General features: G+C 65.4%; 17 protein-coding genes. 10 read left to right on the top strand and 7 right to left on the bottom strand.

From position 1 onward, the window contains the following. Positions 1-5: 5 nt before the first annotated feature. From ACPTTF_RS06330 to ACPTTF_RS06315, 4 genes are all read right to left on the bottom strand, one after another. Complete coding sequence (locus ACPTTF_RS06330) at positions 6-1,343, bottom strand: dihydrolipoamide acetyltransferase family protein (RefSeq protein WP_423370598.1); 1,338 nt, start codon at positions 1,341-1,343, stop codon at positions 6-8. A gap of 1 nt (position 1,344) precedes the next feature. Further along, positions 1,345-2,385, bottom strand: coding sequence for an alpha-ketoacid dehydrogenase subunit beta (locus ACPTTF_RS06325; RefSeq protein ID WP_166957915.1), 1,041 nt, complete (start codon positions 2,383-2,385; stop codon positions 1,345-1,347). 2 nt (positions 2,386-2,387) lie between these two features. Then, the gene (locus tag ACPTTF_RS06320; RefSeq protein ID WP_027787930.1) at positions 2,388-3,620 is read right to left on the bottom strand and encodes a 3-methyl-2-oxobutanoate dehydrogenase (2-methylpropanoyl-transferring) subunit alpha; all 1,233 of its coding nucleotides are present in this window, start codon (positions 3,618-3,620) and stop codon (positions 2,388-2,390) included. A gap of 464 nt (positions 3,621-4,084) precedes the next feature. Further along, a complete protein-coding gene (locus ACPTTF_RS06315) occupies positions 4,085-5,002 on the bottom strand; it encodes an alcohol dehydrogenase catalytic domain-containing protein (RefSeq protein WP_423370597.1) in 918 nt (305 codons plus the stop codon). Between the two features lie 198 nt (positions 5,003-5,200). Here ACPTTF_RS06315 and ACPTTF_RS06310 point away from each other — a divergent pair, with 198 nt between their 5' ends. After that, positions 5,201-6,175 (top strand): LysR family transcriptional regulator, encoded by a 975-nt coding sequence (locus ACPTTF_RS06310; RefSeq protein ID WP_423371848.1) that lies wholly within the window; start codon positions 5,201-5,203, stop codon positions 6,173-6,175. A gap of 187 nt (positions 6,176-6,362) precedes the next feature. Here ACPTTF_RS06310 and ACPTTF_RS06305 read toward each other — a convergent pair whose 3' ends face one another. Continuing rightward, positions 6,363-7,073 (bottom strand): response regulator transcription factor, encoded by a 711-nt coding sequence (locus tag ACPTTF_RS06305; RefSeq protein WP_347814761.1) that lies wholly within the window; start codon positions 7,071-7,073, stop codon positions 6,363-6,365. 374 nt (positions 7,074-7,447) lie between these two features. On the opposite strand from ACPTTF_RS06305, the gene ACPTTF_RS06300 reads away from it, so the two are divergent. The 7 genes from ACPTTF_RS06300 to ACPTTF_RS06270 are packed head-to-tail and all read left to right on the top strand — an operon-like array spanning position 7,448 to position 13,919. Further along, on the top strand, positions 7,448-8,086 hold the full coding sequence (locus ACPTTF_RS06300; protein WP_166957813.1) for an energy transducer TonB: 639 nt from the start codon (positions 7,448-7,450) through the stop codon (positions 8,084-8,086). Between the two features lie 56 nt (positions 8,087-8,142). After that, complete coding sequence (locus ACPTTF_RS06295) at positions 8,143-8,931, top strand: MotA/TolQ/ExbB proton channel family protein (protein ID WP_423370596.1); 789 nt, start codon at positions 8,143-8,145, stop codon at positions 8,929-8,931. 3 nt (positions 8,932-8,934) lie between these two features. Continuing rightward, the gene (locus ACPTTF_RS06290; protein ID WP_423370595.1) at positions 8,935-9,366 is read left to right on the top strand and encodes an ExbD/TolR family protein; all 432 of its coding nucleotides are present in this window, start codon (positions 8,935-8,937) and stop codon (positions 9,364-9,366) included. A 28-nt stretch (positions 9,367-9,394) separates the two neighbouring features. Further along, on the top strand, positions 9,395-9,823 hold the full coding sequence (locus ACPTTF_RS06285; RefSeq protein WP_166957807.1) for an ExbD/TolR family protein: 429 nt from the start codon (positions 9,395-9,397) through the stop codon (positions 9,821-9,823). Positions 9,824-9,847: 24 nt separating this feature from the next. Next, positions 9,848-11,209, top strand: coding sequence for an MFS transporter (locus tag ACPTTF_RS06280; RefSeq protein WP_423370594.1), 1,362 nt, complete (start codon positions 9,848-9,850; stop codon positions 11,207-11,209). Next, the gene (locus ACPTTF_RS06275; RefSeq protein ID WP_423370593.1) at positions 11,202-12,251 is read left to right on the top strand and encodes a dipeptide epimerase; all 1,050 of its coding nucleotides are present in this window, start codon (positions 11,202-11,204) and stop codon (positions 12,249-12,251) included. Before ACPTTF_RS06280 ends, ACPTTF_RS06275 begins: the two co-directional genes overlap by 8 nt. Positions 12,252-12,260: 9 nt before the next feature. After that, a complete protein-coding gene (locus tag ACPTTF_RS06270; RefSeq protein ID WP_423370592.1) occupies positions 12,261-13,919 on the top strand; it encodes a serine hydrolase domain-containing protein in 1,659 nt (552 codons plus the stop codon). A 33-nt stretch (positions 13,920-13,952) separates the two neighbouring features. Here the strand turns inward: ACPTTF_RS06270 and ACPTTF_RS06265 are convergent, their stop codons facing one another. Both ACPTTF_RS06265 and ACPTTF_RS06260 read right to left on the bottom strand, forming a co-directional pair. Then, positions 13,953-15,419 (bottom strand): M81 family metallopeptidase, encoded by a 1,467-nt coding sequence (locus ACPTTF_RS06265; protein ID WP_423370591.1) that lies wholly within the window; start codon positions 15,417-15,419, stop codon positions 13,953-13,955. Positions 15,420-15,545: 126 nt separating this feature from the next. Further along, positions 15,546-16,538, bottom strand: a complete 993-nt coding sequence (locus tag ACPTTF_RS06260; RefSeq protein ID WP_423370590.1) for an ATP-binding protein — start codon at positions 16,536-16,538, stop codon at positions 15,546-15,548. 262 nt (positions 16,539-16,800) lie between these two features. On the opposite strand from ACPTTF_RS06260, the gene ACPTTF_RS06255 reads away from it, so the two are divergent. Together ACPTTF_RS06255 and ACPTTF_RS06250 are read left to right on the top strand one after the other, a co-directional pair. Then, positions 16,801-19,179 carry a TonB-dependent receptor gene (locus ACPTTF_RS06255; RefSeq protein WP_423391153.1) on the top strand — a complete coding sequence of 793 codons (2,379 nt, stop codon included), beginning with the start codon at positions 16,801-16,803 and terminating at the stop codon, positions 19,177-19,179. A 19-nt stretch (positions 19,180-19,198) separates the two neighbouring features. Further along, positions 19,199-20,842: a serine hydrolase domain-containing protein gene (locus tag ACPTTF_RS06250; protein ID WP_423370588.1), complete on the top strand. Its 1,644-nt coding sequence runs from the start codon at positions 19,199-19,201 to the stop codon at positions 20,840-20,842. Positions 20,843-21,114: the final 272 nt, after the last annotated feature.

The following is a 21,114-nucleotide window of genomic DNA, read 5'->3' as shown; positions in this document are numbered from 1 at the left end:
CGTGCTCACTCCACGAACAGCAGTGCCGGGCGTTCGAGCACCGCGCGCACCGCCTGGATGAATTCGGCCGCATCCGCGCCATCGACGACGCGATGGTCGAACGACGACGACAGGTTCATCATCTTGCGCGCGACGACCGCGCCGTCGCGGATCATCGGCCGCTCGACGATCCGGTTCACGCCGACGATGCCGACTTCCGGATGATTGATGACCGGTGTCGACACGATGCCGCCGAGCGCGCCGAGGCTCGAAATCGTGATCGTCGAGCCGCTCAATTCGTCGCGCTGCGCGCGGTTTGCGCGCACTGCATCGGCGAGCCGCGCGATTTCCGCCGAGATCGACCACACGTCGCGCGCTTCCGCGTGACGCAACACGGGCACCGTGAGGCCGCCGTCCGTCTGCGTCGCGACGCCCATGTGCACCGCGCCGTAGCGCGTGACGACACCCGCTTCGTCGTCGAAACGCGCGTTGATCTGCGGAAAGTCGCGCAATGCGATCACCATCGCGCGGATCAGCAGCGGCAGCGGCGTGAGCTTGCCGCGCGTGTCGCCGTAGCGGCGGTTCAGTTCCGTGCGCAACGATTCGAGCTCGGTGACGTCGATTTCCTCGACGTAGCTGAAGTGCGGAATGCGGCGCTTCGCTTCCTGCATCTTGCGCGCGATCGCGCGCCGCAAGCCGATGACCGGCACTTCGGTTTCGTCGTTGCGTTGGTCGTAGCCGTGCGCTTGTGATCCGCGTGATCCGCGCGCCGCGCCACCGCCGGTGCCCGCATACGTATCGAGATCCGCGTGCAGGATCCGCCCGGCTTCCCCCGTGCCGCGCACATAGCGCAGCTCGATGCCCATGTCCCATGCGCGCCGGCGCACGGCCGGCGACGCAAGCGGCCGTTCACCCGGCGCGAGCGCCGCGCGCGGCGGCTCTACCTGCGCCGAGTGCCCGGCGTGCTTCGCGTGACGCGGCTGCTCAGGCGCGTGCTTCGTCGCCGGCCTTGCAGGCGACTCTGCCGGCGCGTCGGCCACCGCCTTCGACGGCGCGGCCGCGACCGGTGCGGTTTCTACCTTTGATTCCCGCACCGGTGCGCCGGCCTTCAGGTTGCCGGCGCCTTCGACCTCGAGGCGAATCAGCTCGCTGCCGACCGCCATCATCTCGCCGATCCGGCCGCCGAGTTCGATCACCTTGCCCGTCACCGGCGACGGAATCTCGACCGCCGCCTTGTCGGTCATCACATCGGCGAGCGGCTGGTCTTCCTTGATCGTCTGCCCGACTTCCACGTGCCAGGCCACCAGTTCGACCTCGGCAATCCCTTCGCCGATATCCGGCATCTTGATGACATGAATCCCCATCTCACGCCTCCATCACGCGTCGCAACGCTTCACCGACCCGGGCCGGGCCCGGAAAGTACGCCCACTCCTGCGCATGCGGATACGGCGTGTCCCAGCCCGTCGTGCGCTCGACCGGCGCTTCGAGGTGGTAGAAGCAATGTTCCTGGACCAGCGACACCAGTTCCGCCCCGTAACCGCAGGTGCGTGTCGCCTCGTGCACCACGACGCAGCGCCCGGTCTTGCGCACCGACGCGACGATCGTGTCGAGGTCGAGCGGCCACAGCGTGCGCAGGTCGATCACCTCCGCATCGATGCCCGTCTCCTCGGCCGCGGCGAGCGACACGTGCACCGTCGTGCCGTAGGTCAGCACCGTCACGTCGTTGCCGGGCCGCACCACGGCGGCCGTATCGAGCGGCACCGTGTAGTAACCCTCGGGCACCGCGCTCGACGGATGCTTGAGCCACGACGTGACGGGCCGGTCGTGATGGCCGTCGAACGGCCCGTTGTACAGCCGTTTCGGCTCCAGGAAGATCACCGGATCGTCGTTCTCGATCGAGGCGATCAGGAGCCCCTTCGCGTCGTACGGGTTCGACGGCATCACCGTGCGCAGCCCGCACACCTGCGTGAACATCGCCTCCGGGCTCTGGCTGTGCGTCTGGCCACCGTAGATGCCGCCGCCGCAGGGCATGCGGATCGTCATCGGTGCGATGAACTGGCCGGCGGACCGATAGCGCAGCCGCGCGCCTTCCGACACGATCTGGTCGGATGCCGGGTAGAAATAATCGGCAAACTGGATCTCGCACACCGGGCGCAGCCCGTATGCGCCCATCCCCACCGCCGCGCCAACGATCCCGCTTTCAGAGATCGGCGCATCGAACACGCGCGACTTGCCGTATTTGTTCTGCAGTCCTTCGGTACAGCGGAACACGCCGCCGAAATAGCCGACGTCCTGCCCGAACACGACCACGTCGCTGTCGCGCCCGAGCATCACGTCCATCGCCGAGCGCAGCGCCTGGATCATCGTCATCGGCTGCGTTGCCGTGCCTGTCTCATGTTGCGCCATGATCATGCTCCCAGTTCCTGGCGCTGACGGCGCAGGTGCGCGGGCAGCTCCTTGTAGACGTCGTCGAACATCGAAGCCGGCGACGGAATCCGGTCGTCGGCCAGCGTGCCGAATTTTTCCGCTTCCTTCTGCGCGGCGATCACCTCGGCCTCGAGCTCGGCCGTCAACGCTTCATGCGCGCTGTCCGACCAGATGCCCTTGACGATCAGGTGGCGCTTGAAGCGTTCGACCGGATCGCCGAGCGGGAAATGGGACCAGTCGTCGCTCGGCCGGTACTTGGTCGGATCGTCCGACGTCGAGTGCGCGCCCGCGCGATAGGTCACCCACTCGATCAGCGTCGGGCCGAGATTGCGGCGCGCGCGTTCGGCCGCCCAGCTCGACGCCGCGTAGATCGCGAGGAAGTCGTTGCCGTCGACGCGCAGCGACGCGATCCCGCAGCCGACGCCGCGCCCCGCGAACGTCGTGCCTTCACCGCCCGCGATGGCCTGGAACGTCGAGATCGCCCACTGGTTGTTGACGACGTTCAGCACGACCGGCGCGCGGTACACGTGCGCGAACGTGAGCGCGGTGTGGAAATCGGATTCGGCCGTCGCGCCGTCGCCGATCCATGCGGACGCGATCTTCGTGTCGCCCTTGATCGCCGACGCCATCGCCCAGCCGACCGCCTGGATGAACTGCGTCGCGAGGTTGCCGGAAATGGAGAAGAAGCCCGCGTCGCGGTCCGAGTACATCACGGGGAGCTGGCGGCCTTTGAGCGGGTCGCCTTCGTTCGACATCAGCTGGCAGATCATGCGCTCGAGCGGCACGTCGCGCGCGATCAGGATGCTCTGCTGGCGGTAGGTCGGGAAGCACATGTCGCCGTCGCGCAGCGCCATCGCATGCGCGGTGCCGATCGCCTCTTCGCCGAGGCTCAACATGTAGAAGGAGATTTTCTTCTGGCGCTGCGCGATCATCATGCGCGCGTCGAAGATGCGGGTCTTGAGCATCGCGCGCAGGCCGGCGATCAGCCGCGCATCGTCGAGATCCGGTGCCCACGGGCCGACGGCCTTGCCGCTGTCGTCGAGCACGCGCACGAGGCTGCGGGCGAGATCGGCGGTGTCCGCCGCGGCAACGTCGATGGGCGGGCGGCGAACCGCGCCGGCCGGCGATAGATGCAGATAGGAAAAGTCCGTCTTGCAGCCCGGGCGCCCGGTGGGCTCCGGCACATGCAGACGCAATGGCTCTGACAGGCTCATCGTGTCGTCTCCACGCTCGATTGTGTCTCACGCTGATTAGGAACGCGCGACCGGTTGCCGGCCTGCGCGCGAGCTGGCGTGCGGATAGGCACGTCAACCTTGGAAATTTATGCCCTGTGGCGGCGGACGTCGATGACCAAGGCGCTCGATTGCGGTGAGCAGATTTGCCATGATGGGTGCGGGAGGGCCGCCAGGCGGGCACCGGCCGGTGCTCCGGCGTTGCCGTGCCGGTGCGAACCGGGGCCTGACGGGAAATCGCGGATGCCGCCATGGCCGCTGCCGGGCGAGGGCCGGCATGCCGTGTCCGGTCGGGTGGCAGTCGATATCAGGGGGATGTCGGGCACGGACAAGCGCGGCCCATCGATGTGACCCATTCGATCACCGTGCGAATGCGCAGCGCGGCGAGTCGGCCTCGCGCGCTTGCCGGGAGATGCGTCCCCGCATCCCCCGGGCACCTTCGAGCGTCAGTGGCTTTGCCCGGGCGTGAATACGCCGCGAAAGCGCATCTTCCCGGACGCGAGGCGGTCATAGGCTTCAGTCGCCTGGTCCAGCGAGAACGTCTCGACGATCGGTTTGACCTTGCCTTTGGCGGCGAGGTCCAGCACTTCGCTCAGGTAGCGCAAGCCGCCGTGCGTGGAGCCGACGACCTGCTGGCGCATCATGTGAAACGGCTTGCGCTGCGACGCGATCGAGAACGGCTTGCTGAAGTCGAGCCCGCACAGGATTACCCGGCCGTCGACTCGTACGCCCATCATTGCCTCCTCTGCAGTACTGAACTCATTGGTTGTGACCATCAGGACATCCGCGCCGCCCAGGTCGCGAAGCTCCGCACCGTTTGCGACGACCCGGTCCGCGCCCAGCCCGATGGCGAGGTCGCGCTTGTCGGCCGAATGCGTGATCGCGATGGTCTCGAAGCCGCACGCGCGGGACAGTTGCAGCGCCACGTGCCCCAGTCCGCCGATGCCGAGCACGGCAACCTTCTCGTGCGGTTGCGGCGCCGCGTCGCGCAAGCCGCTCCACGTCGTGTAACCCGCGCACATCATCGGCGCGGCATCGACATAGGCCAGCGCATCGGGCAACAGCACCGTGCCCTCGGCCGCAACGGCGATGTACTCCGCGTGCCCGCCCTGCGACGCGAATCCGGTGGTCCGCGGCGCATCGCAGTTCACGGCAGTCTGGCCGGAAAGCGGACGATGCTCGCGACAGTACGGACAGCGCCCGCACGCGGACTGCACCCACGTCGTGCCGATCCGGTCGCCCACCCTGCGCGCATGCACGCCCGCGCCCACTTCGACGATTTCGCCGACCACTTCGTGGCCGGGTGTCTGCGGGTAAATGTCGCCGCCGAAACCTTGCGTGGCCCAGACGTCCGTGTAGCACATCCCGGACGCGTGAACCTTCACCAGCACCTGCCCCGACCCGGCTACCGGTACCGGCACTTCCTGCACTTCCCAGGGCCGATTGGCACCGGTCATCACGATCGCCTTCATCTTCATTGCCTGCTCCTTGTTCAACCGAACGCAGGGCCTAGTCTAGAAAAGGCGCATTATCATGACAATCTCGCCAATCTTTACGTGACGATGAATTCCACTCATCAATTGAAAACCGGCGATCTCTTCTCGCTCAACGTGTTCCTCGCTGCGGCCACGCACCTGAGCTTTCGCGCGGCATCGGTCGAGCTCGACGTCACGCCGTCGGCAGTCAGTCATTCGATCAAGAGCCTCGAGCAGCGCCTGGGCGTTCGTCTGTTCAATCGCACCACGCGCAGCGTGTCGCTGACCGACGCCGGCGAACGGCTCGTCGACAAGCTCCGTCCGGCGATCTCGTCGGTTGCGGAGGCGATGCTCGCCGTCGACGGGATGCGCGACACGCCCAGCGGCACCGTGCGCATCAACGCCAGCGAAGGGGCGATCCGCCTCGTGCTGAAACCGGTGCTCGCGCGCTTCCTGCGCGACTACCCGCAGGTCCACCTCGACATCGTGACGGACGGCAAGCTCGGCGACATCGTCGCCGGTGGATTCGACGCGGGGATTCGGCTGGCCGAAGCCGTGCCGCAGGACATGATCGCGGTGCGCGTGTCCGATCCGGTGCGGTTCGCCGCCGTCGCCTCACCCGCCTATTTCGCCGCGCATGGCCGCCCCGACGTACCGCAGGATCTGGATCGGCATGACTGCATCCGCTTTCGCTTCGATAGCGGTGCGATCTACCGCTGGGAGTTCGAGCGCCGCGGTGTCGTCGAAACGGTGAATGTCAGCGGCCCGCTCACGCTGACCGACCAGCCGCTGATGGTCGATGCGGCGATCGACGGCATCGGGATTGCGTTCGTGCCCGATCATCTGGTTCGCGATGCACTCGAAGACGGACGGCTCGAACGCGTGTTGGCCGATTGGTGCCCGGTCATGCCGGGGCTGTGCCTGTACTACCCCGGTCATCGCCATGTTTCGGGCGGGCTGCGGGCGCTGATCGACATGGTGCGGATTCACTCGCCCGATGCCAATCGAGCGGCGTCGCAACCGGCGCAGCGCCGCAAAAGCAGGAAACCCGCGAGCGACTGATTTTCCGCGGGCTTTCGGACCGTCGCCGAATCACACGGCAAGCCATCTGCGGCGCGTGCTGATTCAGTGCGTTCCGCCAGCATCCAGCGATTCACACGCATGGCGCCGCAGCATCCAGATGTGAGCCCTTGCGCCGCCCTGCTTGCATCGCATGCTGACGAATGGCTGCAATGAACAGCACGCATACCTAACGATGACCGACATCCAGCATGTAGCCTTCCCCGCGAATGGTGCGAATCAGTCGCGGCTCCTTGATGTCCTCGCGCAACTTCTGACGCAAGCGTGATATCTGGACATCGATGCTGCGGTCGAACGTGTCGATCGACTTGCCGCGAGCGGTATCCATCAGGTATTCGCGGCTGAGTACACGCCCCGGCGCGTCGAGGAACGCGTTGAGCAGGCGAAATTCCGCATTCGACAACGGAATGACCGTGTTGTCGGCAGCAATCAGGTGGCGGCCGATCTGGTGCAGCCGCCAGCCGGCGAAGCGGCTTTCCTCCTGCGCCCTCGTCCGGCCTTGCGTTTGCGCGCGCACGCGGCGCAGGATCGTCTGGATGCGCGCGACCAGTTCACGCGGCTCGAACGGCTTGACGATATAGTCGTCGGCGCCCAGTTCCAGCCCGACGATCCGGTCGGTCATCTCGCCGCGCGCGGTCAGGATGATCAACGGAATCTCCGACGTCGCACGAATCTCGCGGCAGAGATTGAGGCCGTCGTCGTCCGGCAGCATCAGGTCGAGCACCACGAGATCGAAGCCCCCCTCCCCGAGCGCGAGATGCATTTCCGCGCCGGTGCCGGCTTGCGCGGTCGTCATGCCGAAGTCTGCAAGGCAGTCGCACAACAGGCTGCGAATCTGCGAGTCGTCGTCGACGACGAGAATACGAATCGCTTTGTTCACGGCGTCTTGTCTCCGATGTTGCGGCGGTGAGATGTGCCCCACACTCATTATTGCCCGTCAATATAAGGGCTTTTTGCACGAATTGTTGCAGCGTTGAAATAATTGCGCCTGCACCTTGCCCCACAAGGTCATCCGGAGAAATCGGGACGCCTGATGAGCGTTCACGTCATGGATAACCCGCCCGGTATTTTCCCGAAGAGACGCTCGTGTGCATCGTCCGCTTTCGCCGCCCCGTCTCGTTTCGCGCGTCCTGTCACCACATTGCCTAACCGGAAAGCCTTTGTATCAGTGCAGATACAAAGCCGATATGAAACAGAAATGCCCGGGTCTTAACGTGGCTCCCAGGTCATATCGAGGCAGGAGACACGCGGGACATGAACTACGCACAACCCAAGCCACCTGTCCGGCGCATTGGCGGCATCGCCTTCGTGGTCGGATTGCATGCGGTGATCGTCTACGCATTGCTCACCGGTCTCGCGACGAAAGTCGTGGACGTGATTCGTCAGCCGATCGAGACGCGAATCATCGAAGAGATCAAGCCGCCGCCCCCTCCACCACCCCCGCCGAAGCAAATCGCACCGCCACCGCCGAAGCACGTCGCGCCACCGCCGCCGTTCGTGCCGCCCCCGGAAGTGCGCATCCCGGCACCGCCGTCGCCGAACGCGATCGCCGCGCAGTCGACCACACCTGCGCCGTCGGCACCCGTCGCGCCGCCAGCACCGCCCGCCGCTGCCGCGCCCGTGTCGACGAGCGTCGGCGTGGTGTGTCCCAACTCGACGCAGGTCCGCGCCGCCATTCGCTATCCGCGTGAAGCGCTCAAGGACAACCTGACCGGCGACGTCGTCGTGACGTTCGTGGTCGGCACCGACGGCAACGTCAAGGACCTGAGCGTGACCCAGTCAGCCGCGCCTGTTCTCGACAGGGCTGCGGAAAACGCCGTGCGGCAGTTCCACTGCGTCGCACAGGGCGAGGAAGTCCGCGTGCAGGTGCCCTTCTCTTTCAAGCTCGATTGAGGCTGCCCTCGACAGTCGTTCCTTTTCTACTTGCCAACGCATTTCAGGAGACGTTCATGATCAACCGTACCCGCAAGGCCGCCCTGGTGACGGCTCTGTTCCTCGCGGCCAGCGCCGCCCACGCCGCCACCGATACGGTGACGAATCCCTACGGCCTCGATGCGCTCTGGAAAGGCGGGGATTTCATCGCACGCGGCACGTTGCTCATTCTGGTCGTCATGTCGATGGGCAGCTGGTACATCATCGTCGCGAAACTGCTCGAGCAAACGCGCGTGCTGCGCCGCGCGAAGGCGGCGGAGACGGGTTTCTGGAAAGCGGGCAGTCTCAGCGAAGGCACGCGTCAACTGGATGCCGGCAGCCCGTTCCGCTTCATCGCCGAAGCAGGTCTCGCGGCATTCGACCATCACGAAGGCGCGCTGGTCGAACAGGTCGACCTCAACGACTGGGTTGCGGCGGCCGTCGAGCGGGCGACCACGTCGGTCTCGAGCCGCTTGCAGGACGGCCTCGCGTTTCTCGGCACCGTCGGTTCGACCGCGCCGTTCATTGGCCTGTTCGGCACGGTGTGGGGCATCTATCACGCGCTGACTGCGATCGGCATCGCGGGCCAGGCCTCCATCGACAAGGTCGCGGGGCCGGTCGGCGAAGCGCTGATCATGACCGCGATCGGTCTGGCTGTCGCGGTGCCCGCCGTGCTCGGCTACAACTGGCTCGTGCGCCGCAACAAGGCGGTGATGGAGCGCGTGCGCGGGTTTTCGACGGAATTGCACATCGTCATCCTGACCGGCACGACCACGGCCGGGGCCGCCGCCGCGACCAAGGCCGCTGCCCTCACTCGCGTGGGGTGAACCATGGCCATGACCGTAGGGCCCCGCGACGGCGACGATCACGACGAGACCATGTCGTCCATCAACACGACGCCACTGGTCGACGTGATGCTGGTGCTGCTGATCATCTTCCTCATCACGATTCCGGTGGTATCGCACACCGTGCCGGTCACGCTGCCCAAGGAAGCCGTGCAGCCGCTGCAAACGACTCCGCAGAACGTGATTCTCGCCGTGACGAAAGAGGGGGACGTGTTCTGGGACGAACGGCGCGTACCTGACGCGGCAACGCTCGTCGAGAAACTCAAGGCGGTTGCCGTGCAATCGCCGCAACCCGAAGTCCACATCCGCGGCGATCTCGACGCGCGCTACGCCGCGATCGGCCGGGTCGTGTATGCGTGCCAGCGGGCGGGCATCGTCAAGGTCGACTTCATCACCGAACCGCCACCGCGCCAATGATCCCGCCACACCGACAAGGAGACCCGAGATGGCAATGACGATGCCCACCGGCAACGCCGACGAAGCCGACGTGATGATCGAGATCAACACCACACCGCTCATCGACGTGATGCTGGTCCTGCTCATCATGCTGATCCTCACCATTCCCGTTCAGACGAACGCGGTCAAGCTGGACATGCCGACCGGCGCGCCGCCGTCGCAACCGCAGACACCGCCGGTGGTGCAGATCGATATCGCGGCCGACGGCACCATCGCATGGAATGGCGAGCGACTGAGTTCGCGCGAGCAACTGGAAACGCGATTGCACGACGTCGCGGCCAACCCCGCGCCAACGGAACTGCATTTGCGGCCCGACAAGGCGGCGCCTTACCGCGCCGTCGCCATGGTCATGGCATCCGCACAGCGGCTCGGCGCGAACCGCATCGGGCTCGTGGGCAACGAGCAATTCATGCAGTAACCGCCTTCTCATCACGGAGCCCTCATGTTCGACTCCAACCCCGACTTGCTCGCCCCCGTGGCGGCCCAAAGCCCGCCATCGGATTCACCCGCCGGACCACTCGCGTGGTTCGGCCTGGCGATTCTCGTGATCGTGGCGTTCTTTGCCTTCGTCGACCGTCAGATGCTGATCCTGCTGACGGAGCCCATCCGCCACGATTTCGGGCTGACCGATACTCAAATCGGCCTGATGCAAGGCGCAGGCATCGCCCTGTTCGCGGGCGTGGCTTCGTTGCCGATCGGCTGGGTCGCCGATCGCGTGGATCGCCGTGTGGTGCTGGTCGCGTGTGTCCTCGTCTGGAGCGCTGCCACCGCGATCTGCGGCATGACCACCCACTTCTGGCAATTGTTCATCGCCACCGTCGGGCTGGGGATCGGCGAAGCCGGACTGGTGCCGGTGATCTACGGCCTGATTCCCGACCTCTTCCCGGCGCGCCAGCGCGTGCTCGCCAATGCGATCTTCGCGCTCGCCAACCTGTTGGGCGCAGGTGCGGGGATGGCGCTCGGCGGCGCACTGATGCACGGCATTGCGGCGGTGCACGGCGCGTTGCCAGCCGGGCTCGCCGATCTCGCGCCGTGGCGGCTCGCGTTTTTTGCCGTTGCCCTGCCTGCCCCCGTGTTGGCCGTGCTGGTTCTCCTCATTCGCCCCGGAAAGCACGGCGACACGGAAGCATCCGCCGCGCGTGACCGGACTTCCGCGCCGTTGCCGTCCGCACCGGTCTACTTCCGGCGCGAAGCCGTCATGATGCTCAAGTTCTTCGGTGCCATCGGACTGGTCAACCTGTCGTTCGGCGGTGTCGCGACGTGGATGCCGGTCGTGGCGGTGCGAACCTTCGGCGCCACGCCGGCTGAAGCCGGTGGCGGCATGGGCGTGGCGGCGATGGCCGGTGGTATCGCGGGTTGCGTGCTCGGTGGACTCGTTGCCGGCCGCATGAGAGCGCGCTTCGGCGTGCTCGCGCCACTGCGTGTCTGCGAATGCGGCGCGCTGGTCGCCGGCGGCCTGTCGTTCCTCTATCTGGCCGTGGGCTCGCTTACGCCGGTCTACGCGCTCTTCGGCGCACAGCTCGCCTGCATGGTCGCAGGCATGGTGCTGTTTCCCACCATCATGCAGACCATCTGCCCTGCCCACCTGCGCTCGCGTGTGGCGGCGATCGGCGCGCTGACGTCGATCGTCGTGCAATCCGGCAGCCCCGTGTTCATCGGTTTCATGTCGGATCGTCTGCACGCGTTCAACCAGGGCTTGCTGTGGTCGATCGTCTGCGTCGCGGCGTTCGGCTTCTTTGCCGCCTGCATGTTGATGCGTGCGGCCGGCCGTGGTGTCCGCGAGGCAATCGAACGCTATGCGTAACACTCTTCTTCCGCGCTCTCCCATGTCACCCCGCACGCTCTCACTCTCGCTGCGCATCGAACGGTGGCCGTTGGCTGCCCCGTTCCACATCACCGGCCACGTCATCGACGCCGCTCGCCTCGTGAGCGTTACCGTCGACGACGGCCACCACGCCGGCAACGGCGAAGCATCCGGGGTCTTTTACCTGGGTGAAACGCCTGAATCCATCGCCGCGCAAATCGAGCACGTCCGACCATCGATAGAAGCCGGAGCCACACGCGCGCAGTTGCTCGACGTATTGCCGCCCGGCGGCGCGCGCAACGCGGTCGACGCGGCGTTGTGGGCGCTCGAATCACAACGGCAAGCCATGCCTGTCTGGCGCATGGCGGGCCTCTCCGCGCCACGCCCGTTGCGGACCACGATGACGATCGGCGTGGATACGCCGAATGCAATGGCCGGGGCCGCACGGAGACTGCCCCACGCCAGGGCGCTGAAGGTCAAGCTGGACGGTAGCGCCGCCGACGCCGCACGCCTCGCGGCAATCCGTGAGGTACGCCCGGCCGTCACGCTCGCCGTCGACGCGAATCAGGGCTGGTCGCGCGCGCACTTCGACGCGATGCTCCCCGTGCTGCAACAGCTTGATGTCGGCATGCTCGAACAGCCGTTTGCGATCGGTGCGGACGCCTGTCTCGAACATATCGATTGTCCGATCCCCCTCGCGGCCGACGAATCGTTTCAGGATCTCGGCGACCTGTCCGCCGTCGCGCGCCGCTACGACATCGTCAACCTCAAGCTCGACAAATGCGGCGGCCTGACGCGCGCGTTCGACCTCGCCGCGCGTGTACGCGAAGCCGGCCTGTCCGTGATGGTCGGTTGCATGGCCGGCACCTCGCTGGCGATCGCCCCCGCGTTCCTGCTCGGGCAACAGTGCGATCACGTCGATCTCGACGGACCGATCTTCCTCGCCCGCGATCGCGCGCCGGGCGTCGCCTACATCGACGGCCTGCTGCACTGCGCGCCCCACATCTGGGGCCACGCGGACGTCACGGCTTCCTCTCGCTGAGCGATCGACATGACATCGGATTCAACCACCACGACGAAACTCGACGCGCTGTTCGCGTGTTATCGCCACGCCGATGCACCCGGATTGATCGCCGGCATCGTCCATCACGGGCACCTGCTGTATCGGCGCGGTTTCGGCATGGCCAGCCTCGAACACGGCATCGCCAACACGCCGGCCACCCGCATGCGCATCGGCTCGGTCAGCAAGCATTTCACCTGCCTCGCCGTGCTGCTCCTGTGCGAGCGCGGCGCGCTCGACGCCGACGCCCCCATCGGGGCGTATCTGCCGGAGCTACCGTCGGCCGCAGGCCGGCCGACACTGCGGCAGTTGATGTCGCATCGCGGCGGGCAGCGATGCGCACTGGACCTCGCACTACTGACGCAGGGTCTCGCCATGTCGCCGCCTGGCGCGTTCCTGGCTTCGCAGCAACGTCAACGCGACGAAAATTTTCCGCCGGGGGAACGCATGATGTATTCGAACGGCGGCTATCACCTGCTGTCGCTCGCCGTCGAACGTGCGAGCGGGATGACGTTCGACGCATTCCTCACGACACAAATCTTCAACCCCATGCGCATGCACGACACCGCGTGCGTGCCCAACGACATGACGATCGAGCGCCGCATCGCGACGATGCATGTTCCTGACGGCATGGGCGGATACCGGCGCGGGATCTTTCCGACGTGGGCGCTGCTGGGTGAAGGCTCGATCGTCTCGACCGTCGACGACATGCTCAGATGGACCGCGCACCTGCGATGCAGCGACAAGATCGTCGGCAACGCCGACACCTGGCGCCAGATGCTGGCGTTGCCCGTATTCTCCAGCGGTCTGCGCAGCCAATACTCGCTCGGTCTGACGCAGAGCAGCTATCGCGGTGTCGAGCTGATGCACCATTCCGGTGGTGTGGTCGGCGGGACTTGCCAGATGCTGATGTCGGCCGCGCACGGGCTTGACATCGTATTGCTCAGCAACGGCGCGCTCGGCGCACCGCTCGAACTGTCGAAGCGTGTGGTCGACATCGTGCTGGCAGGTGAGTTGCGCGGCGATGGCCCGCCTGCCGCAGCGCGCGCCGCCGATCATGCGGCGCGCCTCGGCAGCTACCGGTCGCCCGGCACCGGCGCCGTGTATGCACTGGAAGATCACGAAGGTGCGCTGGTGTTGGCGGGCCCCCTTTGCCCCAGACGCTCGATGACGCTCTACGACAGCACCGATGAACTGAACGACGTCGAGCTCGAAGCGAGCGGCGACGGCCTGTTGGCGCTGCGGTGGGGATCGTCTTGCACGCCGAGCGATCTCTCCAGCCTGCGCATCGTGCATTGCGGCCATGTCGAAACGTTCGCGCGTCTAGGCGAAGCGCCCGCGATGACGCCGCATCTCGTCGCCTCGATGTCCGGCACATTCGCAAGCCACGACGCCCACGCCCACGCGATCATTCGGCTCGACAACGAAGCGCTCGTACTTCGCCTGCGCGGCGCGGTGGGCCATTGCGACTACCGCCTCACGCCGCTGGCCCACGATGCTTTCGAACTGGTGCCGATCGATCCAGTGAACATCACGACCGGAATGCTTACGTTGACGCGCGACGCAACGCGCGCCGACATCACCGGCTTTCGCGTCGATACCGCGCGTACCCGGCATCTGGCCTTCACACGGGTACACACCGATGCCTGATGCTGGCCGGCGCCGAACAGCGCCGGCACGTATTCACCGCGACGACGCAAACGGATTCGACACGCGCGGCCAGTAGTCGAGATCACGATGACGATAGTCCAGCTCGGCGAAGCTCATCGTGAGCGCACCTGGCGCGGCGATATGAAAGACGGCCTTCGAACGCGGCGCGAAATCGGTTTGAAAATGCTGCGTCGATTTCACGACCACCAGCTTCTTGTCGGCAAAGTCGATGCCAAGGCCAGTGAACGCGTCCACGCCGAGCACCTGGGTTCGAACGGATATCAGCGCGATGTCGAGCCCGTTGTCCGCTTCCACCCACACGGCCCGGCCCAGCGGTTGCTCGAGACCCATGATGCTTTGCGTATGCCGCTCGACCACGTTGCGCACGGTGACGCGCAGGTCCACCGGTTCTCCGGAGTACACACTGCACTTACCGCCGATGCGCAGATCCAGCGTGGCTCCGACACCCGCGTCCTTGCAGATCTGAATGGCGCCGAGATCCCAGAAGCACCCGATCGCCACATTGGCAATCCGTCGCTCGACCACGCGACGCAGAATGAACGTGCTGTCGCACGGCGCGCCGCCGCCGGGATTGTCCGCGACATCCGCCAGGATGACCGGGCCACCGTCGACCGCCAGCGCTCGATCCAGTCCGGCATCGATATCGAGCCATGCAGGGCGTGTCGCGTCGCGCAGCTCCCAGAACTCGCGTGCCAGTTGCGCCGCCAGCGCCTCGGCCCTGGCGGGATCGCTGTCCGTCACCACCCAGAGTTTCGCGCCGGCTTCCGGCACGTCGCCCCACGGGAACCCGTGGCCGAGCGACACCGACAGCACACCGTCACGCCCTTCGAACGACTGCATGCGCCGGACGAACCCCGCCATCGGTTCGCTGGTGGTGTGCCACGCACCGACCATCCGGCAGTCGAACACGCCGGTCGTCGGACGGATGCGTCCGGCAGCCATGTCGAGCGTCAGCCGATAGGCGTCGCGCGCCCGATCGACGGCGTCGATATGCGGATACTCCTTGTAAGCGATCAGGACATCGGCCGACGCCTTCATCAATTGCGTGAAATGGCAGTGCGGGTCGAGCGTGACCGAGATGGGAACGTCGGGGCCGACAATCGCGCGAACGCCGGCGAGCAGATCACCTTCACAATCGTCGTAGCCCTCTGCCACCATCGCGCCGTGCAGCAAAAGAATCACGGCATCCAGCGGCAATGCCGCCTTGATGCCATCGAGGATCTCGTCCCTCAGGGATTCGTAGACCGCGCGAATCGTGCGGCCGGACGGCTGGGCTTCGGCACACAGACCTTCGACGATGTCGTGACCGTCACCCTCCGCGAGGCGCCGCACTTCCGCGAGCACGTGCCCCACGCCGTCGGGCTCGCGCACACTCGCGTCGCCATGAAAAATCGTGAACTCTTCGAAGCCGCCCCATCCGGTCGGGCACGGGGCAAAGGTATTGGTTTCCGTCGAAAGCTGAGCCGTATATATCTTCATGACGAGGTCTGCCGAGTCGGGTTGAAGGACGTGAAACGACTATAAGCACGCGCTATTTCCGCTTTGTGAGCAATCTGTATCAAGCGTGAAACAGAGCAGCGCCAACGGTCGATCCGTCCGCCCGCCCTATCGACGCGGTAACGTGACCTGCGCCACCAGCCCGCCTTCCGGACCGTTGCGCAATACCAGCTCCCCGCCGTGACGCTTCACGACGTCGTTCGCGATGGCAAGGCCAAGCCCCGTCCCGCCCGTGTTCCGGTTGCGAGAACTCTCCACCCGGTAGAACGGCTCCAGGGCCCGCTCCAGTTGCGCCTCCGGGATGCCCGGTCCGTGATCGGCAATCTGGATCCGCACACACGACGCCGCGTCGATCAGGTGGATGTGCGCGTCTTCACCGTACCGAATCGCGTTGGCAACCAGATTCGTCAGGCAGCGTTTGAGGCCGAGCGGTTGAGCCGAGATCGGCGGCACCTCCCCGCTGATCGTCACCTTTTGGCCGTGTTCGGCCGCATCTTCCGCGATGGCATCCACCAGTGCATTGATATCGACCGGACTGAACGCCTCAACCACTTCTTCATTGCGCAAAAACGACAGGGTGGCCTCCAGAAGCTGCGTCATCTCGTCGATATCGTCTCGGAGCCGATCACTCAATTCGGCATCCTGAGCGGACCGAAGGCGCAGCTTCATGCGCGTCAGGGGGGTGCGCAGATCGTGCGACACGGCGGCGAGAAAGCGGTTGCGCTCACTCATTTGCCGCCGCAACGACGCCTGCATCGTGTTGAACACGCTGGCGGCCTGACGCGCCTCGACAGGGCCGATTTCCCTGATGGGCGGCGCATCGATATTCCTCGACAGTTCAGCGGCCCCTACGGCCAGCGTGCGAAACGGGGCGGCCAGCATGCGTGCGCCGATCCAGGACGAGATCAGTGCCGGCATCACCTGGATCATCACCGCGGCGCACCACTGCAACGATGCGCTCATCCCGGGAGGCGGTTTGAAGGGAGCGGTGCTGTAGAGCTTGAAGAGCAGCAGGCCGGCGCTGATCTGCATCACGAGGATGATCGAGATCATCACGAAGAACAGGCGATAGAAGGCTGAATCGAAGCGGGGTTTGTGCATGGTCCTGGCCGACAGCGAGCGATGGCGTCGATTATCGCCCGTGAATGTAGGGGTCATGTGAGCCGTTTATTGCAAACCCGAAACATGTCTGCGTCCCGCGTCCATCTCGCCTGCCCGCGTGGCCGCCCTTCACCCTCACCAATCGTTTGTATCGCCGACGATACAAACGCCACATGAACCAGAAATAACCGGCACTTACCGTTCCCCCTGAGTTGCGCTACACGGCATCGCGTTCAGTCGATCGCACAATCAGGAGGAGACAATGATGAAGGTGAAGAACCGGACGAAGCACCCGGCGGTTTCGGCAACGCTACCGCTGCGACACGGCGGACGTTACGCCCCGCTCTTCGTCGGACCGGTATTCGGGTTGGCATCGTTGGGCGTGCACGCGCAGGAACAGGCGCAAACACCCATGCAGACTCAGCAGGTCGCCGCGCCTGATGCGGCGTCCGCTGCGACACCTGCCGCTGCGTCCGGCGCCGCGGTGCCGAATGTCCCTCCGGCGGAGGTGACGAAGGCGAAAGGCAAGGATGGCGCGACGCTCAATACAGTGGTGGTGACCGCGACACGCCGACGTGAGCCGGCTCGCGAAGTCCCCATGCAGGTCAACGTACTGTCGGCCGACGAACTGCAGAAGAGCGGCGCGAAAACGATGTCCGACTTTCTCTCCTCGGAGCCGGGTGTCGACTTGAACGCCAGCGGCGGCAGCGGGTCCGGTCAGGTCAGTATCCGCGGCGTGACGACGGGTGTTCAGACCGGGCCGACGGTCGGCATGTATGTCGACGATGTCGCGTTCGGCGGCAGCACGCTGTTCTCCCAAAGTGCGACGTTCGCGCTCGACATGAGCCTGCTCGACCTCAACCACGTTGAAATCCTTCGCGGTCCGCAGGGCACGTTGTATGGCGCGGGCGCGATGGGCGGCTTGCTGAAATACGTGACCAACGAACCGGACCCGAGCCAGTTTTCCGGGCAGGTCGGCACCGGCGTGTCGGGAACGGCGCATGGCGGGGTGAGCGGGACGGCCAACGCCGCGCTGAATATCCCGCTGAAGACCGACGTTGCCGCGCTGCGTGTCTCCGTGTTCGGGCAGCACGATGGCGGGTATGTCGACGCAGTGGGCCCCCAGGCGGACTCCCACATCGATCGCGGCGACACCTACGGTGCTCGCGCGTCGTTGCTGCTGACGCCGACCCGGGATTTGACGGTCCGGCTAACCGCGCTCTCGCAAAACATCAATCGCAACGATCCGAACTACGTTGAATATGGCGCCGACGGCAAGCCGGTCTGGGGAGACCTGACCACGCGACAGTTCGCCCCGCAGCCCTTTCATCAGAACATCCAGCTCTACTCGGCCGGGATCGAATACGAACTCGGCTGGGCGCGCCTGAACTCGATCACGTCGTATCAAAGGGTCAACACGAGCGCGCCGCAAGACCTGACCGGCGTCTATGGGCCGCTATTCGCCGCCCAGGGGCTGGACCTGGGTTCGGTGGTCGCCAAGGATGTGGCGACCACGAACAAGGTGACCCAGGAGTTTCGCCTGACGTCGCCGGGCAACCAGCGACTCGAGTGGCTGGCCGGACTCTTCTATACGCACGAGCGCAGCAATATGAGCCAAGGCTTTCTGACGACGTTGCCCGATGGCTCGCCCGGCCCGAACCTGTCGGAGCTCCAGGCGCCCAGCACGTACGACGAGTACGCGGCATACGGCGACCTGACGTATCACCTCACGCCGCGCCTTTCGCTGACCGGCGGCGTCCGGATCGCCCACAATACCCAGACCTACGAACAGACGACCTACGGTACGCTCGCCGGCCCGACGCAGACCATCTCGGCCCCGTCGTCGGACACCAGCAAGACCTACATGTTCACCGCGCGCTATGCGCTGACCGCCAACAGCAATGCGTATGTCCGGGTCGCCAGCGGATACCGGCCCGGTGGGCCGAATGCCCTGCTGATCGATCCGCTCACCGGCATGCGCGCAGCGGGTAGCCCGACCTTCGCGCCCGACACGCTGTGGAGCTATGAGGCGGGCTACAAGGCCGACCTGCTCGACAAGCGGCTATCGCTGGAGACGTCGGTCTACGACATCGAGTGGAAGAACATCCAGCAACTCGGCACGGTCGATGGCGTCAACCAGGTCATCAACGCCGGCAACGCGCGAATCAAGGGCCTGGAGTTCGCCGGCACGTTCCGCCCCAACCCGCATTGGAATTTCAGCGCCAACCTGTCGCTCATCGACGCCAGCCTGACGACCGGCAATGCGAGCGCGGGTACGACGGCGGGCGCGCCACTGCCGAATTCGGCGAAGTTCGCCGCTACGCTCTCGGGCACCTACCTGTTCAGCGCACACGGATATCCGTCGTATGCGGGTATTACACAGCGATTCGTCGGCCGACGTCATAGTGGGTTCGACGCCAGCTCGGGCCGGCCGGATTACCCGTTGCCGGGCTACGCGATCACGGATCTGCAAGCGGGCGTGGACTTCAGGAAGTTCAGCCTGGCGTTCTATGTTCGCAACCTGTTCGACCGTCGCGCGTTGATCGCGGCCGGCACTTCGCTGATACCGATGGGCGGCCCGGCGCTCGTCAGCGTGATTCAGCCGCGCACGATCGGCGCGGCGCTTACCGTTCCGTTCTAAATCATATGGATAACTTAAAATGACACAAGAATCTCACGACGTCGTCAAGCAACTGGATGCCCTGTTCGAACGCTTCAACAAGTGCGATGAACCCGGCCTCGTCGTGGCCGTCGCGCATCGCGGCGAAGTGCTCTACCGGCGAGGCTTTGGCATGGCAAGCCTGGAACACGGCGTCGCCAATACGCCGGCCACACGCTTGCGTATCGGCTCGACGAGCAAACACTTCACCTGCCTCGCCGCACTCCTGCTCGCCGAAGACGGCAAGCTCGACATCGACGCCGGAATTCGCACGTACCTGCCTGAACTGCCGCTTCTAGCTGGCGACCCCAGCTTGCGCCAGCTGATGACGCATACGGGCGGCTACCGCTGCTATCTCGATCTCACGCTGCTTGCGCAAGGTGTCGCGACGTTGCCGCGCGGTGGCGTGCTGGCGGCCGAAGTCCGGCAACGCGACGTCAATTTCCCGCCGGGCGAGCGGATGATCTACTGCAACGGCGGATATCACCTGCTGTCGCTCGCGATCGAGCGGGTCAGCGGCATCCCCTTCGAGACCTTTCTGAAGGAACGCATCTTCGACGTGATGGGCATGGTCGATACGGAGTCGGTCGCCGACGACATGCGCATCCGCCCGCGCATGGCGACCCAGCATGTGCCCGACGGAAAAGGCGGATTCATGCGCGGCCTCTTTCCGTCGTGGGAAGTGCTCGGTGAAGGCGGGATCGTGTCGACGGTCGACGACATGCTGCGCTGGCTCGCGCATCTGCGCGGCCCCAAGCGTGTCGGCACCGAAGCAAGCTGGCGCCAGATGCTGACCAAACCGCGCTATTCGAGCGGCGCGGAAGGCGTCTACACCCTCGGGCTGATGCGCACACCCCATCGCGACGTGGAGACGCTGCATCACGCCGGCGGTGTGTTCGGTGGCACCTGCCAGATGTTGACCGTGGCCGAGCACGCACTGGACGTCATCATTCTCACCAACGGCGCGGCAGCCAATGTGGTTGAGCTGGCTACTCAGATCGTCGATATCGTTCTGGGCGATGCCATCCTTGGCGCAAAACCTGCCGCGCCCCTGCAAACTGCCGGGCACGAAACCTTGCTCGGCAAGTACCACTCGCGTGCGTCCGGAACGTATTGCGTGATCGACGATCACGACGGGCAAGTCAACGTGAGCTTGCATAACGCCAGACAGATGCCTCAGCCGCTCATCGAGACGGAGGCCGGATTGCGCGTCGAAGAAGGGGCAGGCGGAACGCTGCTGATCAAACCTTGCGCGTCGACGGCCGCGGCTCGTGTACCAGCGATCGAACTGGTGGACTGCGGTCACGTGGAGACGCTCGAGCGCTTGCCCGATCACGCCCCATCGCTCTCCGATGCGTCGGCCGGTCTGGCGGGCACGTATCACGGTCACGATGCTGCGGCACGCGCAACGATCGCCGTGACGAACGGTGAACTCACCCTGACCATGCACGGCGTCGCAGGCTGTGTCGGCTACCGGCTGGAACCCGTGGCCGACGACATTTTCACGTTCGACCCTGCCGGTCAGATGGCCGTCATGCGTGGCGTCCTGACGGTGGAACGCTCGGGTAACGAGGTGACGCGCTTTCGCATCGACACGTCGCGCACGCGCAACCTAACCTTCATGCGCGAGCGGTGTGCTTCATAGACATCACGTCACTTCAGGGTGCGACGTTTGCGTTGCGTGGTGGAGATTGCGGCTTCGGCAGGACATGCGCGTTCCACCACGCGCCGGTGATGGCTCGGCGTGACGCCGCCTGAGACCGGCCTGCCGGTCGACTTGATGCGTCGCTGACGACGGTGGCTTCGCCGTTCGGTCGACGGCAACCACACCCGATACAACGCCACAAAAACAAAAAACCCGCGAGTGCATTGCTTCTCGCGGGCTTTCGTCCCTTCATCGAATCGCGCTGAAAGCGA

Source organism: Burkholderia crassaminum (assembly GCF_964265005.1).
Classification (GTDB): Bacteria; Pseudomonadota; Gammaproteobacteria; order Burkholderiales; family Burkholderiaceae; genus Burkholderia.
Note: the sequence above shows the minus strand (reverse complement) of the source record. Positions and strands in the feature narration are given on the sequence as shown.

Bases quoted from the DNA above. Each gene is read 5' to 3' on its own strand.
- ACPTTF_RS06330 (WP_423370598.1), bottom strand. From the start codon at position 1,343: ATGGGGATTCATGTCATCAAGATGCCGGATATCGGCGAAGGGATTGCC.
- ACPTTF_RS06325 (WP_166957915.1), bottom strand. From the start codon at position 2,385: ATGGCGCAACATGAGACAGGCACGGCAACGCAGCCGATGACGATGATC.
- ACPTTF_RS06320 (WP_027787930.1), bottom strand. From the start codon at position 3,620: ATGAGCCTGTCAGAGCCATTGCGTCTGCATGTGCCGGAGCCCACCGGG.
- ACPTTF_RS06315 (WP_423370597.1), bottom strand. From the start codon at position 5,002: ATGTGCTACACGGACGTCTGGGCCACGCAAGGTTTCGGCGGCGACATT.
- ACPTTF_RS06310 (WP_423371848.1), top strand. From the start codon at position 5,201: ATGAATTCCACTCATCAATTGAAAACCGGCGATCTCTTCTCGCTCAAC.
- ACPTTF_RS06300 (WP_166957813.1), top strand. From the start codon at position 7,448: ATGAACTACGCACAACCCAAGCCACCTGTCCGGCGCATTGGCGGCATC.
- ACPTTF_RS06295 (WP_423370596.1), top strand. From the start codon at position 8,143: ATGATCAACCGTACCCGCAAGGCCGCCCTGGTGACGGCTCTGTTCCTC.
- ACPTTF_RS06290 (WP_423370595.1), top strand. From the start codon at position 8,935: ATGGCCATGACCGTAGGGCCCCGCGACGGCGACGATCACGACGAGACC.
- ACPTTF_RS06285 (WP_166957807.1), top strand. From the start codon at position 9,395: ATGGCAATGACGATGCCCACCGGCAACGCCGACGAAGCCGACGTGATG.
- ACPTTF_RS06280 (WP_423370594.1), top strand. From the start codon at position 9,848: ATGTTCGACTCCAACCCCGACTTGCTCGCCCCCGTGGCGGCCCAAAGC.
- ACPTTF_RS06275 (WP_423370593.1), top strand. From the start codon at position 11,202: ATGCGTAACACTCTTCTTCCGCGCTCTCCCATGTCACCCCGCACGCTC.
- ACPTTF_RS06270 (WP_423370592.1), top strand. From the start codon at position 12,261: ATGACATCGGATTCAACCACCACGACGAAACTCGACGCGCTGTTCGCG.
- ACPTTF_RS06265 (WP_423370591.1), bottom strand. From the start codon at position 15,419: ATGAAGATATATACGGCTCAGCTTTCGACGGAAACCAATACCTTTGCC.
- ACPTTF_RS06260 (WP_423370590.1), bottom strand. From the start codon at position 16,538: ATGCACAAACCCCGCTTCGATTCAGCCTTCTATCGCCTGTTCTTCGTG.
- ACPTTF_RS06255 (WP_423391153.1), top strand. From the start codon at position 16,801: ATGATGAAGGTGAAGAACCGGACGAAGCACCCGGCGGTTTCGGCAACG.
- ACPTTF_RS06250 (WP_423370588.1), top strand. From the start codon at position 19,199: ATGACACAAGAATCTCACGACGTCGTCAAGCAACTGGATGCCCTGTTC.